This window comes from Erythrobacter sp. SN021 (genome assembly GCF_021864455.1).
The window spans coordinates 1-17499 of the sequence record NZ_JAKKUW010000007.1; the positions used below are offsets into that span (position 1 = coordinate 1).

Genomic DNA, 17499 nt, shown 5'->3' on the forward strand with positions numbered 1-17499 from the left:
TGGAGCAGTCCGGTAGCTCGTCAGGCTCATAACCTGAAGGTCGTTGGTTCAAATCCAACCCCCGCAACCAAACACAAATCAACACACAACAACAAACCGCAAAACCGAAAACCTAACGAAGCTGATCGGCGAGCTTGCGTAAGGTCTGGACCGCGATGTCCAGCGTTTGAAGCTTCGTCAGAAAGCGTGCGACCACAGCCGGATCCTCTGCCAGCGCATCGGACAATGCCTCCATCGCTCCCGCCGTGTGGAGAACGTCCTCGCGGCGCAGCTCGCTGGAAAAGAGCGGCGCCGGGATCTTCGCTTCCGGCGCCGAGACGAGCTCCGCCTTGGTCATCTTTACCGCGATGTCGACTTCGGATTGCGTGCGGCGGCCGGAAGGCAGCCATTGCCCGACATCAGCGCCGTGCAAAAACCGCAACCCGGCGCGGCCAGGACGTGCCCATACAACGCTCGCCTCGAGCGAAATGTCGCCCCGATGGAGGAGGCAGGGTGTTCCCGCGGAGGGCAGCCCGGCTCCTTCCACCAGCGCGCCGCCTGCCGACATATTGCGAACCTTAACCGATTCACGCGAGGTGGCGGTAACGAGCGCGGCCATGACGAACATATTCGTTCGCGGTTCCGCGCGGGCGCAACTGGGATGAGCTTCCGGAGTGTCGTATGCGGCTGTCAACATATCGGGTTCCTGCAACTGTCTTGCGCCTGCGATCGGCAAGATTGACTGTCTTTCCTGCTAGGTAGAATTACGGTCGGGGCGGGGTGGGGCGTGAAAAGGACCCGGCGTATCCTGCTCAAACGTAAAGGCCCGCCCCTCTTTCGAGCGGCGGGCCATCTTCCCGTTGCTGGGGTTTTAGGAGGTTTAGCGGAGCAACGAGAGGACGTTCTGCTGGCTCTGATTGGCCTGAGCAAGCATGGCGCTCGAGGCCTGGCTGAGGATCTGCGATTTGGCGAGCGCAGTCGTTTCCGCCGAGTAATCGGTATCTTCGATCCGCGAGCGTGCGTCGGACAGGTTGGTCGCCTTGCTGGCGAGGTTGTTGACTGCCGATTCCAGGCGGCTCTGGCCGGCACCCAGGTTGGCGCGGGCGGTCGAGATCGTCTGAATGCCGGTGTCGATCGTCGCGAGGACGGTGTTGTCGGCGGTGGTCAAGTCGACCCCGGTGACGGCGGTCACGTTTGCATCGCCGGCAACGTTGCCGAAGGTGAGCGTGATGGCGTCGGATGCATTCGCGCCGGCCTGGATGCTGACGGCGCCAGCGGTGCCCGCGGTACCATCGAACAGGTTAACGCCATTGAAGGTCGTGTTGGACAGCGTCGAGGTGATCTGAGCCGAAAGCTGCGTGACTTCTGCCTGCAGGTTCGATTTGTCTGTCGCGGAATAAGTCCCGCTGGTCGACTGGACGGCCAGTTCGCGGACGCGCTGCATCATGTTGGTGACTTCGCCCAGGGCGCCTTCGGCGGTCTGCGCCATGGCAATACCGTCATTGGCATTGCGGATACCCTGATTCATACCGCGCACCTGCGAGGTCATCGAGGTGGCGATGGCGAGGCCGGCTGCGTCGTCCTTGGCCGAGTTGATCCGCTTGCCGGTCGACAGGCGTTCCATGGCAGTGCCGAGCGCCTTGCCGGCGGCGTTCGAAGCGTTCGACGCCTTCAGCGCGCCGATATTGGTGTTGATGACGTTCATGGCATTGTTCCCTTTGGTCTACGGTCACTGCCCCCCCGGTCAGGATGCGGCAGTCGAAACCAGACCGGCATAATTCTTCCGAGATTAAGTGGGAGATCAACGAAGCGGCAGGAATCCATTAACCATACTCGTAAATCTACCAGCCCTAAAATTATCCAAATTTTGGCCGTGGGCCTGCCATTTCCCGGTTCGTCGATAAGGATTGCCATGTGGGGGCACTGATGGACGGGATTACGAAGACAACGAATTTTTCGCGGGCACACGGGACGATCGAGGCCCGGATGGCGGGAATCGCGTCGTCGCTGTTCATGGAACGACCAGTGACGTTTGCAGACGAGAGCGACCTGTCCTCCAGCCGCGATGCGCGCAGCATCACGCTGGCGCGGGGCGACAAGCCCTCCATCGTGCTTGCAGGTGCCGGGGGCACGCTAACCTATGCCGATCCGATAGCGGAAAGCAGTATCGCGGCGCTGGTGGCGATGACCTATGCCGGTCAGGGACCCGTGGCAGCGGACCCCGCCTCGCTATCGGTCATCGCCCTTGCCGACCGTCTCGCCCGCACGGAAATTCCCGTGCTGATCAACGGCCCTACCGGCACGGGCAAGGAAGTTCTCTCAAACTTCATCCATCGCCGTAGCCAGCGTGCGGACAAGCCGTTCATCGCGGTTAATTGCGCGGCGATCCCGGAAACCATGCTCGAAGCCATGCTGTTCGGCCATGAAAAGGGATCGTTCACCGGCGCCAACGCAGCGGGTGAGGGTTTTTTCCGCGCCGCAGATGGCGGTACGCTGCTTCTCGACGAGATCGCGGAAATGCCGCTTTCGCTCCAGGCGAAACTCTTGCGCGCCCTGCAGGAGGGCGAGGTGGTTCCGATCGGCGCCACAAGGCCGGTCAAGGTCGACGTGCGCATCATCGCCTGCGCCAACCGCGACCTTCCGCATGAAGTCGAGGAGGGACGGTTCCGGGCCGACCTTTATTATCGCCTGAACGTCTTTCCCATCGATATGCTGCCGCTGCGCGAGCGCCGCGCCGATATCGCGCCGCTCGCCTTCGCCATGATGCTGCGTCACGTCGCCAAGGGTGAACGCATGCCGTGGATCAGCGATGCCGCCATCGCCGCGCTGACCCATTATGCCTGGCCCGGCAATGTACGCGAACTGGAAAACGTCATGCGCCGCGCCTTGCTGCTTTCGCAGGGCAAGGACGTTATCGAAATCGAACATATCGTCTTTGATATGACGGCCAAGGCTGTCGAGAAGCCCGTACAGCCCGAACCGGTTGCCGAAACCGGGGGGGAGCCGGCCAAGCTTTCGAAGATCGTTCAGATATCCGAAGCCCGGGCGATTATGGAAGCGCTCGACAAGGTTGGTGGACACCGCGCCAATGCGGCGCGGGCGCTGGGGATCAGCGAACGCACGCTGCGCTACCGCCTGGCCTCCTTCCGTGAAGCCGGTATCGCAGTGGGAGCAGGCCGATGAACCCGGTAGGCTCAGTGGGCGGAGGCGGTTCGATCGAACAGATCATCGCCTTGCGTCAGCAGATCATCGAGCGGTCGAAAGTCCTGCAGGACGTTCACCAGCCCAAGACCGAAGCTCCGACCGAAGCAGCGTCGCCGACCCCCAGTTTCGGCGATTCGCTGCGCACCGCGCTGGATAACGTCAATGCCGTCCAGGCCGAATCCGGCCGGATGACCGCCGCATACGAACGCGGCGAGGAAACCGATATCGCAAAGGTAATGCTTGCCCGGCAGGAAGCCGGGGTCGCCTTCGAAGCAACCCTCCAGGTGCGCAACAAGCTGCTTGCTGCGTATCAGGAAACCATGCGGATGGGGATTTAATCCATGAACGGTCTGGTTTCTGCCGATAACTCCGGCGGCGGAATGCTCTCGCCACTCACAAACGGGACGGGTTCGTTTGGCGAACGTCTGCGTGCTTTTAGCGCTCAGCCGGCGGCCAAGAAGGTGCTGCCCTGGTTTGCCGGAACGGCCGGGCTCGGCCTGATGGCGCTGACCTGGGCGACATTGTCCCCCGCACCGCAGCGTATGCTCTACTCCTCGCTCGGCGATGCCGAACGCGCGAGCGTGGTGGCGACACTGGATCAAGCGGGCATCGACTATACGATCGACAACAATACCGGAGCGCTGACCGTCGGAGAGGACGATGTCTATCGTGCGCGGATGCTCGTCGCGTCGGATGGTTCGCTCGCCGCACCGGAAAGCGGTACGGAACTGATCGAAAACCTGCCGATGGGTGCCAGCCGCACGCTCGAAGGGGACCGGCTGCGCGCCGCGCAGGAACGCGAACTCACACTGACGATCATGGAGATCGACGGCGTGGAAGCGGTCCGGGTCCATATCGCCAAGGCCGAACGATCCGTCTTCGTGCGTGAAGACGTCGCGCCCTCTGCATCGATAATGGTCCGCATGGCCCGTGGTCGCCAGCTTTCCGATGGACAGGTCACCGCGATCGCCAACCTCGTGGCGGGTTCGGTCCCCGGCCTTGCGATCGATGCCGTGAAAGTCGTCGATCAACATGGCAAACTGCTCAGCCAGGCGCGCGATTCCAATAGTGGTCGGATCGATTTGCAGGCCCAGATGGAGGCCAAGCTCAACGCGCAGCTCGATCGGTTGCTTGCGCCGATGTTCGGCAGCAATGCCTTTTCCTCGCAGGTCCAGGTCGAGCTCGATATGAACGAGGTCACATCGGCGCGCGAGAGTTACGACAAGGATGGTACGGTCCGCCGCGAAACGACCCTGCAATCGCAGAGTGGGGCAACGCAGGCAGGCGGTATTCCCGGCGTGCTTGCCAATACGCCGCCAGCCGATGGGGAAGCGCGAGACGGAGCGCCAGAGGATACGCAGGCGACCGCTGCGGGCGGCGTAGGCGAAAGCAGCGCGACGAGGGTTTACGAACTCGGCCGCGAAGTCTCGGTCTCCAACCTGTCGCCCGGTTCGATCAAATACCTTTCGGTGGCGGTGGCCATCGACCAGGCAGCTCTCGAAAAGGCGAGCGCGGCCGACATAAACAAAGTGAAGGAACTGGTTTCGGCGGCGGTGGGCGCGCGCGAAGATCGCGGCGACAGGGTGACCGTCGTCATGCGCGCATTCGAGAAAGCCGAAGCCGAGGAAATTCCGTTCTACGAGACGAGTTGGTTCGGCATGGCCGTCCGCAACGGCGTCGCCATTCTCGCGGTCCTGCTCGTGCTGCTGCTCGCCGTACGCCCCGCGATCAACGCCTTGCGGCGCCCTGCGAAGGATGACGCGCAAGGGCGGGACCTCGTCCCGGTGTCGGACGCGGCGGCAAGGGGCACGGATACATCCTTCGATCGGCAAGCGCTCGATGGGCAGATCGAGCTTGCCCAGCGCATTGCCCGCGAAAACCCGGATGATGCCGTGTTGGCGCTGCGCCGATTGCTGGCCGAAGATATGCGCCAGGGAGCTTCGGCATGACCGCGCCGACACCCCAGCTCTTGGGCGGCACCGACAAGGCTGCCATTATGGTCATGCTGCTCGCCGAAGAGGACGCATCGAAAATCCTTGGCCAGCTCACCCCCGACGAACTGCGTCAGCTTGCCGGTACGATGTGCGCTATAGGCGAGGTGGAACCTCAAGCGATCGCGGATGCCATTGCGGGTTTTTCGCGCTCGACCGAGAGCGGAGGCATTTCCGGCCATGGACGAGTCGACAATGTCCGCCGGCTGCTCAACGACGCCGTGGGCGAGGTGAAAACCGACAATCTCATGCGCCAGGTCGCCCCAGAGGCGGAGGAAGAAAGTCTGCCCGCACTGGGGCTTCTGCGGTGGCTGGACCCCAAGATCATAGGGGAAATCCTCGCCGACGAACATCCGCAGGCGATCGCGGTGCTGTTGCTGCAACTCGATACCGATGTCGCTGCAGCCGCCTTGGCCGCGCTGCCCGAGGATATGCATACGTCCGTGCTGCATCGGGTGGCTCGCCTGGGGCCGGTATCGCGTCAGGCAATCGAGATTCTCGAGCAAACGCTGAATTCCAAGATCGAGAAGCTCCACGGAACGATCCCGCTCACCATGGGCGGCATTCGACATGCGGCGGAAATCATCAACCGGTCCCACCGCAGCCTCGAAAAGCGGGTCCTGCCGAAGATCGGCAAGATCGACAAGAAACTCGCCAAGGAACTCGAAAACGAGATGTTCAAGTTCGAGCATCTGTTCGCGCTCGATACGAAGATGACCGGTGTGCTTCTTCGCGAGGTCGAAAGCGACACGCTGATTCTGGCGCTGAAAGGCCTGGAAGAAGAGCAACGCGATCAGTTCTATGGTGCGATGTCATCGCGCGCAGCCGATGGTCTTCGCGACGAAATCGAAATGGGCGGTCGCGTCAAGAAGGCCGATGTCGAGACGGCGCAGAAGGAAATCGTGGCCATTGCGAAACGCCTGATTGCCGAAGGAGAGTTGGTGATGGGCGAGGGTGACGAAGACTATGTCTAGAATTGCCTATGCCGCGCTCGGCAAGCGCGGGAGCTTCGCGCGCAATGGTCGCTATACGACGCCGATGGTCGAAGATCTGTCGGCGCCGGTCGAGGCCGAGGATGCGGCTGAAAAGGCTTATCGCGCCGGCTATGAGGACGGGCAGGTGTCCGCACGCGCCGATTTCGAGGCCCAGTTGAAGGCGGAACGGGCGGAGAGATCGGCCATCGAACTCGCCTTTGCCCGTTTCGATGCCGACAGTGCCCGCGCGTTGCGAGACCGGATGCTCGCCACTGTCCAGGCGCTATGCGAAGAAGCCGTCCTGCCGCTCGCGCTCGACGCGGAAGGGCTTGCCCGGCGTGTGGAAGCGGCTGCCGCCATGCTCCAACGCAAGCAGGACCAGCGCATCATCCATATTCATCCCGACGATCTGGAGCTTGTCCGCGATAATCTGTCGCAGGATCTCGAACTCGTGCCCGACGGTAGCGTCGAACGCGGCGGTCTGCGTGTCGAGACAGACGATGGCGGGGTGGAGGATGGTCCGCAACAATGGCGGCGCGCGCTCGCGGAAATCTTCGATACATGCAAGCCCTGATCGATACCACGTTCGCTGCCGTTGAAACGGCATCGCTCGATCTGGCTCCGCGCCGGTTCGGCCGGGTGGTGGCGTGCGATGGTGGCTTGATCGAAGTATCCGGGCTCGGCGTGCCGATCGGATCGATTTGCACCATCGCCCAGGGCGCCTCGACCGAACACCGTGCAGAGACCATCGGCTTTCGTAACGGCCATACGATGATGATGATGCTGGGCGATACGGTGCTGCTGCGACCGGGCGCCGTCGTCCGCCCCGAGGGGCGACCCGGGATGCTCAGCGTCGGGACGGAATATCTCGGGCGTGCGCTCGATGGATCGGGCGAACCGATCGATGGTGGCGGCCCGATCATGGCAACCACCAACTGGCCTGCCGGCGGCTATCGTGTGGGGGCGCTCGACCGCTCGCGCGTGACACAAGTGTTCGACAGCGGCATTCGCTCGCTCAATGCCCTGACGACGTTCGGCATTGGCCAGCGCATCGGAATCATGGCGGGATCGGGCGTCGGTAAATCGGTACTGATGGACATGATTGTGGACGGCGCGCAGGCGGATGCGATTGTCGTCGGTCTGATCGGCGAACGCGCCCGAGAAGTCTCCGATTTCGTGACGCGCCATATGGCGGGAGAACGTGCGGCAAGCACCGCGATCGTTGCCGTGCCTGCCGACCACGCGGCCAATCTGCGCTTGCGCGGCGCGATGCTGGCAACTTCGATTGCCGAGCATCTGCGGTCGCAAGGCAAGCGCGTGCTGCTGATCCTCGACAGCCTCACCCGCGTGGCCCATGCCGCGCGCGAGATCGGCATTCTTCTGGGGGAACCGGGCGCAGCACGGGGCTATCCACCCTCCGCCCTCGCGACGATCACCAAACTGATCGAACGGGCAGGCAATTCCGAGGAATCCGGCGGCGCGATCACGGGGGTCTATACCGTGCTGGCCGATGGCGACGACCAGAACGACCCCGTGGTGGATACTGCCCGCGCCATTCTCGACGGCCACATCGTGCTCTCGCGCGAGATTGCGCAACGAGGTCAATATCCGGCGGTCGATGTGGGCGCGTCCCTCAGCCGCGTGATGAACGATATCGTTTCTGCCGAACACGCGGTCGCCGCGCGCCGGTTTCGGGCATTGAGTTCGACCTATGAGGCCAATCGCGACCTCGTCATGATGGGGGCATACCGGCAGGGTGCCGATCCGCTGCTTGATGAGGCGATCGCCCTGCACCCGCGAATGTGCCAGTTTCTCTCGCAAGGATTCAGCGAGAGCGTCGATCTGGCCACAGCGTTCGCGCAGATGACCGAGCTTGTCGGCAGTGACGCCTGAACGTCGCAAACTCAAACGTGCGCACCTGATCCAGCGGATCCGTACCGTCGAGCGCATGCAATCCGCGGTCGCCGCGAGTGAAGCCGAAGCCACCCGGGCCCGATTGCTCGGTGTGGCCGAACGCACCCGCAGCCTGGCAGCGCATTACGCCCATCGGGAAGGCGATCTGGTTGGCGCCGACTTGCGCAGCGGGAAGGCGATGCGCGACCAGTTGCAAAAGCTCACCGAATTGAGCGCGAAGCAGGCCGAAGAAGCGGAAGCGCAATCGCAGGCCAGGCGCGAAGTGCTGGCTCAGTCCGACATGCGCCTGCGCAAGGCCAAGGAAAGCACCAGGGATCTGGTGCGCACGATCATTGCCGGCCTTGAGAAAGGCTGATCCACGCAAAGTTTGGCACGCTTCTTGATAGAGAGTCCGTAAATCAAAAGCGGACACTCAATGACCCTCTCCTTTGCCCTGCCGAATGCTTCCGACGCTCAAACGCCGACCGCCGGACTGGAAGGCGGTAGAGGGCGGAAAAACGTAGGTTCCGCAGGGGGTGACGGCTTTGCCGATTTGGTGAACGATCTCGAAATGATGGTCCCCCTGGGCAAAATCGTCGGGCGTAAGGCGGAAGTTGATCTGGGGGTGCGGCAAACCGGCAATTTGCCGACCGGCAAGAGTTTGCCGGTCGGGTTGCAGGACTTGCCGCAGACCACGCCGGGAGACCCGGAAGACGAGGGCGTTGATGCGCCTCAAGGCGCTCCGGTGTCCATGCTTCCCTTGGCCCCTCCCATGCTTGCCACCGGACCGGTGCCGCTCGCCGAAGCCGCCGTCACCGGTACGGTGAAATCGGCGATTGCCCATACCGCCGAACCTACTGTTTCGAGGCTCTTCACTTCTGCTGGCATGGGGCGCGCTGAGCAGGAACAGACGGGACCGACCGCGCGCGGGCCGGGCGATGCTGCTACCGAAGCGGTGCCGACAGGCGAAGCTCGGACCAAGGGGCTTACCGTCAGCATCGCGGCAGCCACAACTCCGCGCGAGGTGGGTGGCGCGGCCATGAGCCCTTCGCTGCAAAGCGGAATCGCCCGTATCGATCTTCCGACTGCTGGCGCCGCTACAGCTCCGTCAGCGGACGGAGGCACGCGCTCGAAAACCTCGGCAAACCCGCTGGCGAGCGTGCGTGACGGTGCAGCAGTTGGTGCTTTGCCGCCAAGCGCAGCAAAACCGGCTGCCAAGCCTGTCCTGCCGGGCGGCCCTGACCTCGCTTCGAAGCTGCGCGATCCGCAAACCATCCAGGCGCAGCCCAGCACCCCCGTCATGCGTCCCGCAGCGCCAATGGATCAGCCCGCGCGTACCAAAGAGGTTGAGACGGGCAGCATGGATATCGCGCGCAACGCACAGGACGACAAGACGTCAGCCGACAAGCCTGTCCTCGCATCGCGGGCAAGCCTGACCGTCGATACGGCGAAAGCCATGCCGCAGACACTCCTTTCGCCGGTCGAGGATACTTCAGCCGCGCTGCGTCCGATAACCGTCGCCCCGCGCCCGGTCGTCAGCGACCCGTTCGCCGATGTCGAACGCGTGGTCGAACACATTATGGCTGCCCGCCAGGTGGATCTCGCGAAACCTGCCGCCATCGCCGTGGCGCATCGTGAGTTCGGCGCGCTGACGGTGACCTTCGATCATTCGGCAAACGGTATGAATGTTGAAATCGCGGCAGAGAGCAGCGAGGCGCAGCGTGCCCTGGCCGCCGCGATTGCAAACGATCGCACGACACACCGTCAGCAGGACCCGGCCACACAGGCAAATACAATTCAGAACCAGTCGGCGACCGGATCGGATCGGGGCGGCTCGACAGGCCACACCGGTTCGGGGCCGGGCCAGAGCAATGCCGACGACCAGCGATCGGCACATTCGGACCAGCGCGGTCGCCATGGCGAACGTGGCCCGAGCCCCCATCAGCCCTCCTCGCAGACACCTTCCGACGACGCGCTGTACGTCTGAACATCCAGTTCCAATTCAACCAGGAAACCACCATGTCGACTGAAAACGTTCCGCCGGAAACCCCGCCAAAGAAGAAGGGGGGCAAGCTCAAGCCGGTGCTTTTCTCGGTCCTGCTCCTCGCGGCAGGTGGCGGGGGTACCTATGCCGCCTTCGCCAGTGGAATGTTGGGCGCGCACGGGGCGCAGGAAGAGGACAATAATCCCAAGCTGGTGCGAAAGGGCGATGAAGACCCCTATCCCTTTGCCGGCGGCGGAGAGGCGAAGGACAAGGCACCAGTCGTTCACGGCGCGGGCGGCGGTGAATATCGGACCGCCTATTACAATTTCACCGAGGAGTTCACCTCGAACCTCGCCAACGGAAATGCCCTGGTTCAGGTAAGCATCGCCGCATCGACTCACTATGACGGCCGCGTGCTGATGTGGCTCGCCGAGCACGAGACGGCGCTGCGCTCGCGTATTCTGGCCGAACTCGCGGCGACCAGCGAAGAGGACCTTGCCAGCATCAAGGGCAAGGAGGAACTGCAGCAACGCCTGACCAAGGCGCTGAACGAGGTGCTGGAGGAGCGCGAAGGTTTCGGCGGCGTCGACAGCGTCTATTTCCGGTCGTTCATCGTCCAATGATCACCGGCCCCATCCCCGAAGCGGCGGCGCGGGCCGCGTGCCACTGCGAAGAGCTTCTGAGCAAGGCCGCGACACCGCCCGATCTCGACCTGGAATTCGCGCGCTTTGCCCGTAGCTTTACCGAACAGGCCAGCACCGAGCTCGCAGTGCTATGCGACGACAGGGGGCTTTCGGCGGAGCTGGTCGAAACGGAATTGCTCCCCGTGGGCGAGTGGTACGCAAAGATCGGTACCGCGCACCGCCACAGTTTCTTCGCTCTGGGCAAGGAACACCGTGGGCTGCTGGTTTCGGTCCGCATCGGCGAGCTTATCGCGCAGTTCGAACGCATTCTGGGCGGTACGGGCGAAATCGACGAAACCTGTACCGCGCTCCCAGCTTCGTCGAAACGGTTTGCGCAGCAGTTCGAAGATCGCATGACGGAAGTCCTGCGCCGCGCCACCGATCGCCGTGCCATCGCGGCAACGACGAATGGCGACGAAGTGGAGCAGGTTGCACCTTTCGCCGCCGACGAACGGATCTGGACCGCGACGCTGGCCATCTCCTCCGCGAAAAGCGCGCAGGTATGGAAGGTTCGTCTCGCGGCCTGCCAATCGATGATCGCCGAAATTGTCGGTACTCGCGCCGTTTCTCCCGCCACCGGGCGCACGATCGGCGCGCGCGGGATCGACGGTTCGGCCATCGCCGATGTCGATCTTCCGCTGCGCGCGGTGCTGGTCGATGTCCCGATGTCGGTTGCCCGGCTGGCCAGTCTCGAACCCGGCGCCGTTATCCCGGTTGCCGTCAATCGCAACGTCCCGCTGCTGACCGGAAACCTTACAATCGCACAGGGATGCGTCGGTGAACTCGACGACCGTGTCGCCCTCGAACTTACCCAATCCTTTCTCTCGGAGTAGAACACATGGCCTCGCATGCAGATGGCTTCGGCCTCATCCAGGATATCGATGTCCGCCTGACGGTGGAGCTTGGACGCAAATCGATGCGCCTGCGCGACGTGCTGGCGCTGGGCGAATCGAGCGTCATCGAACTCGACCGCCTGACCGACGAACCGCTCGACATGTTCGTCAATGGCAAACTGATCGCGCGCGGCGAAGTGATTGCACAGGGTAACCGCTTTGCCATTCGCGTCTTGGAAATCGTCGGCGCCAGCGGCACCGCATCCGAAATGCCGCGTATCGAGGTGGCCCAGTAATGTTCTGGTACATTCTCAAGCTGTTGATTCTGCTCCCGCTTATCGGCGCGATGATCTGGGGCAGCCTCAAGCTGGCCAAGAAGATGCAAGGTCAGTTTGGCGGCCCGGAGAATGGCAGCAAGGCTGTGCGCGTTGTCGAAACCACCATGCTATCGCCGACACTGCGGCTCGCCGTGATCGAATTCCACGGACGCGAAATCCTCGTGTCGACCTCGCGCAACGGCCTCACGCGGCTGGCGGAGGCTCCGGCGCGGCCGCAAGCGCAGGACATCGTCCAGTGATCGCTCGCTTTGCCAAATTCGCCGCCGGGATCGCGGCACTTGCCTATCCCGCGCTGGCGCGCGCACAGACCGGCGAAGCGGCGGTTTCGGGCGCGCTCGACCGTGCCTTCGGCCAGATGGCCGGGGCCGGAGGCGAACCGCTGAGCCTGTCGCTTCAGTTGCTGCTGGTGATGGGTCTTCTGACGATCCTGCCAGCGCTCCTGCTTATGATGACCAGTTTTACGCGCATTATCGTGGTTCTGGCCATCCTGCGCCAGGCGCTTGGCCTGCAGCAATCGCCGCCCAACCAGGTGCTGATCGGAATCAGCCTGTTCCTTTCGCTGTTCATCATGGCACCCACGCTGGAACGCGTGAACGAAGCGGCCATTGCCCCTTATTCGTCGGGCGAGATCGGCGCCGAAGTCGCGATCGAACGCGCCGGAGATCAGTTTCACACCTTCATGATCCGCCAGACCCGCGAATACGATCTCGAAATGTTTTCCGATATTGCGGGGGCAGGCCAATTCGCCAGCCCGCAGGACGTGCCGTTCTCGATCCTGTTGCCCGCTTTCGTTACCAGCGAACTGAAAACCGCCTTCCAGATCGGCTTCATGCTGTTCCTGCCCTTCCTGGTCATCGACCTCGTCGTCTCCAGCGTTCTGATGAGCCTGGGCATGATGATGATGAGCCCGATGATAGTCTCGCTGCCTTTCAAGCTGCTGCTCTTCGTCCTCGTCGACGGCTGGGCGCTGCTGATGGGCTCGCTCGCCTCCAGCTTCGGATAGATATCATGGACGAAAGCGCCATCCTCCTTTCCATGGCCGATCGCATGTTGTGGATCGCCGCCCTTGTCGCCGCGCCGATCCTCCTGGCAAGCCTTGCCATCGGTCTGGTCATTGGTCTCGTGCAGGCCGCCACCTCGGTCAACGAGCAGACACTCACCTTCGTCCCGAAACTGGGCGCAGTGGCTCTCGTGCTGGTCATCCTCGGCGCATCGATGATGGCGCTGGTGGGCGATTTCACGCACGATATCTTTGCCGAAATCGCGCGGATCGGCGACTGAGACCTGCACGGTGAATGGGCTCGATCTCGGACTTGGTGCGCTTGAGCAGGATATGTGGCGGGTCGTTTTCCTGATGACCCGTCTTGGCGCCGCGCTGCTTGCCGCGCCCTTCTTCGGGGCGAGTTCGGTTCCGGCATCGGTGCGTGTGTCGATTACCGGCGCACTTGCGATCTTCGTCTCGATCTGGATGCCCGCCATCGCCACGCCCCCGGCCTTGCTGTCGTTGGAGGGGATGCTCGCCATCGCGGGCGAAGTGATCGTCGGGCTTGCGCTGGGCTTCGTCCTGCAGCTCGCCTTTGCCGCCCCGACCGTCGCCGCCGAACTGATCGGGGGCGGAATGGGAATGAGCATGGCGGTTTCCCAGGATGCGATGGGCGGCGGCACAACCACATCCTTCGGCCAATATTTCGTGATCGTACTGACGCTTATTTTCCTGGCGACCGGCGCGCACCTGCACTGGATCGCGCTGGTGATAGAAAGCTACAACGCCTTTCCGCCGGGGCAGACCTGGCTCGGCGCGGAGCGTTTCGCGGCTATCGCCGGGTTTGCCAGCTTCATGTTCGAAACTGCCTTGCGGATTGCCCTTCCGGTCACTTTGATTCTGCTGCTGGTGCAGGTGTTGACCGGTATTTTGAGTCGCTCGGCCCCGTCGCTCAATCTTTTCGCGCTGGGCCTTCCGGCCGGCGTGCTGGCGGGCATGGCCGCGCTGATCATTTCAGCGCCGCTGATCTTCGACCAGTTCACGGGCCTCGTCAGCGAGGCGCTTGACCAGACCGAAAGCGTGTTGGTCCGATGAGCGAAGAGACCGCCGGCGAAAAAACCTTTGCCCCGACAGAGAAGCGGCTCGCCGATGCCGCGAAGAAGGGCGATGTCCTCCGCTCGAAAGATGCCGGGACGGCAGCGGTCATGCTGTTTGGGGGCGCCTGGCTGGCGCTTGGCGGACCATGGCTGCTCGATGGCCTGGCACGGCTAACGCGCGAGGCGTTCCTGTTCGATGCGCGCGACATTCGCGATTTCGGGGTCGAAGACCTGTTCATGCAAGGGCTGTTGCTCGGCGTCCCGGCGATCCTCACTCTTGCAGTGCCGGTTATCATCGTCACGTTGATAACCCAGCTCGGTTTCGGTCGTGGCAGATGGGTCGCCGACAACCTCAAGGCCAAGGGCCAGCGGATCAATCCGCTTCAGGGTTTCAAACGCATGTTCGGTCCGCAGGGGCTGATCGAAATGGGCAAGGGCATCCTAAAGATCATTTTGCTCGGCGGTATTGCGGCTGCCTGGTGGTGGACCAGCATGGAAACGGTCATCGGTCTGGGCCGCGGCAACCTGTCCGCTCAGCTCACGGCGGCCTGGCATGCCATCGTTTCGCTGATCTTCGCCCTGAGCGCGGGACTGGTAGTGATCGCTTTCGTCGATCTCCCGATCCAGTGGCTGCGCCAGCAAAAGCGCCTGAAGATGAGCCATCAGGAAATGCGCGACGAAAACAAGGAAACCGAGGGCTCGCCCGAAATGCGTGCCGCCCGCCGTCAGCGCCAGCGCGATATTGCCACGGGTTCGGTTGCGGGCGCCATGCGCGAAGCCCAGTTCGTCATCACCAACCCGACTCATTTCGCGGTGGCGATGACCTACGATCCGGCCAAGGCTTCCGCACCGATCGTGCTGGCCAAGGGCCGCGGCGACAAGGCTCTGGCAATGAAGGATCTGGCCCGCGAGCTCGACCTGCCGACGCTTGAAATTCCGCAGCTTGCCCGTTCGGTCTATTACACCACGCGCGAGCGGCAGATAATCTGCGAGGACCTCTATGGCGCAGTGGCTTCCGTGCTCGCTTACGTATTTTCGCTCAAGCGCGGCGAGACCCCGCTGCTGCCCGATATCGAAGTCCCCGCAGCTCTGCGTTTCGACGCCGAAGGCCGACTGGCTGTTAATTCCGGCCCTCTTCAGTCGTTATCATAGCGATGAGTATTTCGACCACCTCCATCGCCACCACCCTCGGGATCGGCAGCGGCATCGATATGGCGGGGCTGGCCACACAGCTCGCCGAAGCCCAGTTCGAGGGGCGCAATCAGCGCCTGACCAACCAGTCGGAAACGCTCGAGCGTCGGATTTCGCTGGCGGGGTCGATCCGTAGCAGCTTTTCGACATTCGCCAGTGCATTGGGCGATCGCCTGCGCAGCGGCGATCTTGCGCCATTGCCTTCGATCAGCAATGCGGCAGTGGCTGCCGTCTCCAGCCCTCTCGGTTCGATCGGCAAGGGAAGTTACTCGCTCGAAGTTACTCAGTTGGCCAGCTACCAGACACTGGCCGGGCCGACTTTTGCCAGTGCCGAAGATACGGTCGGTACGGGAACCCTGACGATCCGCTTCGGCGAAACCTCCAATGCGAGTTTCACCGAGGATACCGGCAAGACCCCGTTGACGATCGATGTCGCTGCCGGGGCGACGCTCAACGATGTCGCTGCCGCGATCAACGGGAAGAATGCGGGGTTCAATGCCTATGTCGCGCAGACCGGCACCGGGGCTCAGCTCGTCATCAAGGGGAGCGAGGGCCTGCAGAACGGTTTTACGATCGAAGCAACCGAAGATGCCGGTGATCCGGGTCTCGCCGCGCTCGCGTGGCAACCCGGTGGCGATCCGTCACGCCTTATCAAAACCTCGGCCGATGCGGCATTCACGCTCGATGGTCTTGCCCGTACCAGCGAGACGAACAAGATAGACAATCTCGCGCCAGGCCTTTCGCTGACGCTCACGGCCACCAATGCGGGATCGCCTGCGACTATCACCTTCGCCAATCCGTCCAGTGCGATTTCGAGTGTCATGCAGGACATCACCGGGGCGCTGAACGAGATCGTAAACGAACTGCGCACAGCGACCGATCCGAAAACCGGGGATCTTGCGCGAGATAGCGGGGCGCGGGCTCTCAGCCGTACGCTTTCGGGCCTGGGTTCCGTGGTCATCATGCCGGATGCACCCGAAGGGGCGCCGCGAACGCTGGCCGAACTCGGGCTCGCAATCGAACCCGATGGCAGCTTCCGCCTCGACAATAAGAAGCTGACGGAGGTCATGAACCGCGATCCGTCGGCTGTCGCGGCCATGTTTACGACGGGGCTCAACGGGATTTACTCGACGATCGATCGCATGGCTCGCTCGAACAGTATATCGAGCGATCCGGGCTCGCTCGCGGGGTCGATAGCCCGCTACAAGAAGCAATCGCTCCAGATCACGCGCGACCTAGAGAAGCTCGCCGACCAGCAGGAAGATCTGCGGGCGAGCATGGTTGCCCGCTTCGCCAAGGCCGATAGCCAGGTTGCCGCTTCCAAATCGACTCTGTCCTTCCTCCAGTCCCAGATCGACATCTGGAATTCGCAGGGAGACTGATATGCTGGCGCGTGCGCAACCCGGCGAAGCCTATCGGCAAAGCAATTTCGACGCGCGCTTGATGGTGAGCGAACGCGACGACCTCGTGCTGTTCTGTTTGGACGATCTGGTCGAAAACCTCGGTGTCTTGGAAATCGCCGAAGCGCGCGGCGACCGTGCTGCGCGCAGCCGATCGCTGACGCGATGCGTGACCGCCTTGACCGCCCTTGAGATCGGCATCGACCGCGAGGCGGAAATGGCGTCCAGCCTGATGCAGTTTTATGGCGCGGCCAAGGGCCTGCTGCTCGATTCCGTTCGCAATGTCGATCTGGAAAAAATCGCGCAATTGCGGGCCGACATGCGGGAAATAGCCAATGCGTTCCGGGCAGCGCGGATCGCGTGATTATTGGAAGTGCGCGCTCGACCCTGGGGCAATTGTCGATCAGCCCACGCGCCATCGAGATCCATCTACGCAACGTGATCGCCAAACTCGAGGTGGAAAGCCGCATCGGGGCCGTGCGTGTCGCCGTGGAAGCGGCGCTATAGGGTCGTCCCCCCTGTGATCCTGACCGTGGCGAGAATGGCGACCAGTGCCCGGCCATAAGCGCCCAACAGAGCTATTGCGGGGTCCGAAGCGAAGAAATTTCCCTCTTCGACCTCGTCGATAATCTTGACCAGTCCCGACGAAGAACCGATCGGCGACGAGGTAAGCAGAATACCGCATGTCGGCCCGACCAGCTCGATGGCCGCGTTGATCTGGGCATCGACATCCAGCAACTCGGTCAGGCGGTCGTTGTCGGCCCTTTGCGAAACGATAGGCGCGACTTCCGGCGGAGCCTCGTCGAGAATGGCGGCCAGTGCCCAGATTGCATCATCGGAAGTCTCGAAACTTCCTGCAGAGCAAGAATCGACGAAAGTCAGTATTTTGGTTTCCCAAAGGGACATCTGGTCGGTCCTCACGAAGCACGCGAGCCGTGGCACACGTTATG

At 62.6% G+C, this 17499-nt stretch carries 22 protein-coding genes; 19 read left to right on the plus strand and 3 right to left on the minus strand.

Features of this window, described 5'->3' with window-relative positions; genetic code table 11:
* Positions 1-112: 112 nt before the first annotated feature.
* Positions 113-676 (minus strand): PilZ domain-containing protein, encoded by a 564-nt coding sequence (locus tag L5849_RS13975; protein ID WP_236926078.1) that lies wholly within the window; start codon positions 674-676, stop codon positions 113-115.
* A gap of 183 nt (positions 677-859) precedes the next feature.
* The gene (locus tag L5849_RS13980) at positions 860-1684 is read right to left on the minus strand and encodes a flagellin (protein WP_115417532.1); all 825 of its coding nucleotides are present in this window, start codon (positions 1682-1684) and stop codon (positions 860-862) included.
* Positions 1685-1905: 221 nt separating this feature from the next.
* Here L5849_RS13980 and L5849_RS13985 point away from each other — a divergent pair, with 221 nt between their 5' ends.
* Genes L5849_RS13985 through L5849_RS14075 form a run of 19 tightly spaced genes read left to right on the plus strand, consistent with a single transcriptional unit; the run spans position 1906 to position 17056 of the window.
* Positions 1906-3162, plus strand: coding sequence for a sigma-54-dependent Fis family transcriptional regulator (locus L5849_RS13985; protein WP_236926079.1), 1257 nt, complete (start codon positions 1906-1908; stop codon positions 3160-3162).
* Positions 3159-3521 carry a flagellar hook-basal body complex protein FliE gene (fliE, locus tag L5849_RS13990; protein ID WP_236926080.1) on the plus strand — a complete coding sequence of 121 codons (363 nt, stop codon included), beginning with the start codon at positions 3159-3161 and terminating at the stop codon, positions 3519-3521. The genes L5849_RS13985 and fliE overlap by 4 nt, the downstream gene beginning before the upstream one ends.
* A 3-nt stretch (positions 3522-3524) precedes the next feature.
* Complete coding sequence (fliF, locus tag L5849_RS13995; RefSeq protein ID WP_236926081.1) at positions 3525-5132, plus strand: flagellar basal-body MS-ring/collar protein FliF; 1608 nt, start codon at positions 3525-3527, stop codon at positions 5130-5132.
* The gene (gene fliG, locus L5849_RS14000; RefSeq protein ID WP_115417527.1) at positions 5129-6148 is read left to right on the plus strand and encodes a flagellar motor switch protein FliG; all 1020 of its coding nucleotides are present in this window, start codon (positions 5129-5131) and stop codon (positions 6146-6148) included. Before fliF ends, fliG begins: the two co-directional genes overlap by 4 nt.
* Positions 6141-6722 carry a FliH/SctL family protein gene (locus L5849_RS14005; RefSeq protein ID WP_236926082.1) on the plus strand — a complete coding sequence of 194 codons (582 nt, stop codon included), beginning with the start codon at positions 6141-6143 and terminating at the stop codon, positions 6720-6722. The genes fliG and L5849_RS14005 overlap by 8 nt, the downstream gene beginning before the upstream one ends.
* Positions 6710-8041, plus strand: a complete 1332-nt coding sequence (locus L5849_RS14010) for a FliI/YscN family ATPase (RefSeq protein ID WP_236926083.1) — start codon at positions 6710-6712, stop codon at positions 8039-8041. Before L5849_RS14005 ends, L5849_RS14010 begins: the two co-directional genes overlap by 13 nt.
* The gene (locus L5849_RS14015; protein WP_115417522.1) at positions 8031-8417 is read left to right on the plus strand and encodes a hypothetical protein; all 387 of its coding nucleotides are present in this window, start codon (positions 8031-8033) and stop codon (positions 8415-8417) included. The genes L5849_RS14010 and L5849_RS14015 overlap by 11 nt, the downstream gene beginning before the upstream one ends.
* 60 nt (positions 8418-8477) lie before the next feature.
* Positions 8478-10028 carry a hypothetical protein gene (locus tag L5849_RS14020; RefSeq protein ID WP_236926084.1) on the plus strand — a complete coding sequence of 517 codons (1551 nt, stop codon included), beginning with the start codon at positions 8478-8480 and terminating at the stop codon, positions 10026-10028.
* Positions 10029-10060: 32 nt separating this feature from the next.
* Positions 10061-10648, plus strand: a complete 588-nt coding sequence (gene fliL / locus L5849_RS14025; RefSeq protein WP_115417518.1) for a flagellar basal body-associated protein FliL — start codon at positions 10061-10063, stop codon at positions 10646-10648.
* Positions 10645-11541, plus strand: coding sequence for a FliM/FliN family flagellar motor C-terminal domain-containing protein (locus L5849_RS14030; protein ID WP_236926085.1), 897 nt, complete (start codon positions 10645-10647; stop codon positions 11539-11541). The genes fliL and L5849_RS14030 overlap by 4 nt, the downstream gene beginning before the upstream one ends.
* Positions 11542-11546: 5 nt before the next feature.
* Positions 11547-11837 (plus strand): flagellar motor switch protein FliN, encoded by a 291-nt coding sequence (gene fliN / locus L5849_RS14035; RefSeq protein WP_115417514.1) that lies wholly within the window; start codon positions 11547-11549, stop codon positions 11835-11837.
* Positions 11837-12118, plus strand: a complete 282-nt coding sequence (locus tag L5849_RS14040; RefSeq protein ID WP_115417513.1) for a flagellar biosynthetic protein FliO — start codon at positions 11837-11839, stop codon at positions 12116-12118. Before fliN ends, L5849_RS14040 begins: the two co-directional genes overlap by 1 nt.
* A complete protein-coding gene (gene fliP, locus L5849_RS14045) occupies positions 12115-12882 on the plus strand; it encodes a flagellar type III secretion system pore protein FliP (protein ID WP_236926086.1) in 768 nt (255 codons plus the stop codon). The genes L5849_RS14040 and fliP overlap by 4 nt, the downstream gene beginning before the upstream one ends.
* Before the next feature lie 5 nt (positions 12883-12887).
* Entirely contained in the window at positions 12888-13160 is a 273-nt protein-coding gene (locus L5849_RS14050; protein WP_115417510.1) for a flagellar biosynthetic protein FliQ, read from the plus strand.
* A 10-nt stretch (positions 13161-13170) separates the two neighbouring features.
* Positions 13171-13956 carry a flagellar biosynthetic protein FliR gene (gene fliR / locus L5849_RS14055; protein WP_115417508.1) on the plus strand — a complete coding sequence of 262 codons (786 nt, stop codon included), beginning with the start codon at positions 13171-13173 and terminating at the stop codon, positions 13954-13956.
* Positions 13953-15110 carry a flagellar biosynthesis protein FlhB gene (locus L5849_RS14060; RefSeq protein ID WP_236926087.1) on the plus strand — a complete coding sequence of 386 codons (1158 nt, stop codon included), beginning with the start codon at positions 13953-13955 and terminating at the stop codon, positions 15108-15110. Before fliR ends, L5849_RS14060 begins: the two co-directional genes overlap by 4 nt.
* A 2-nt stretch (positions 15111-15112) precedes the next feature.
* Positions 15113-16531: a flagellar filament capping protein FliD gene (fliD, locus tag L5849_RS14065; RefSeq protein ID WP_236926088.1), complete on the plus strand. Its 1419-nt coding sequence runs from the start codon at positions 15113-15115 to the stop codon at positions 16529-16531.
* A 1-nt stretch (position 16532) separates the two neighbouring features.
* The gene (fliS, locus tag L5849_RS14070; protein ID WP_236926089.1) at positions 16533-16913 is read left to right on the plus strand and encodes a flagellar export chaperone FliS; all 381 of its coding nucleotides are present in this window, start codon (positions 16533-16535) and stop codon (positions 16911-16913) included.
* Positions 16910-17056, plus strand: a complete 147-nt coding sequence (locus L5849_RS14075) for a LuxR C-terminal-related transcriptional regulator (protein WP_236926090.1) — start codon at positions 16910-16912, stop codon at positions 17054-17056. The genes fliS and L5849_RS14075 overlap by 4 nt, the downstream gene beginning before the upstream one ends.
* On the opposite strand, the gene L5849_RS14080 is transcribed toward L5849_RS14075, so the two are convergent.
* A complete protein-coding gene (locus L5849_RS14080; protein WP_236926091.1) occupies positions 17051-17455 on the minus strand; it encodes a hypothetical protein in 405 nt (134 codons plus the stop codon). The two genes, L5849_RS14075 and L5849_RS14080, sit on opposite strands and share 6 nt — an antisense overlap.
* Positions 17456-17499 lie beyond the last annotated feature (44 nt).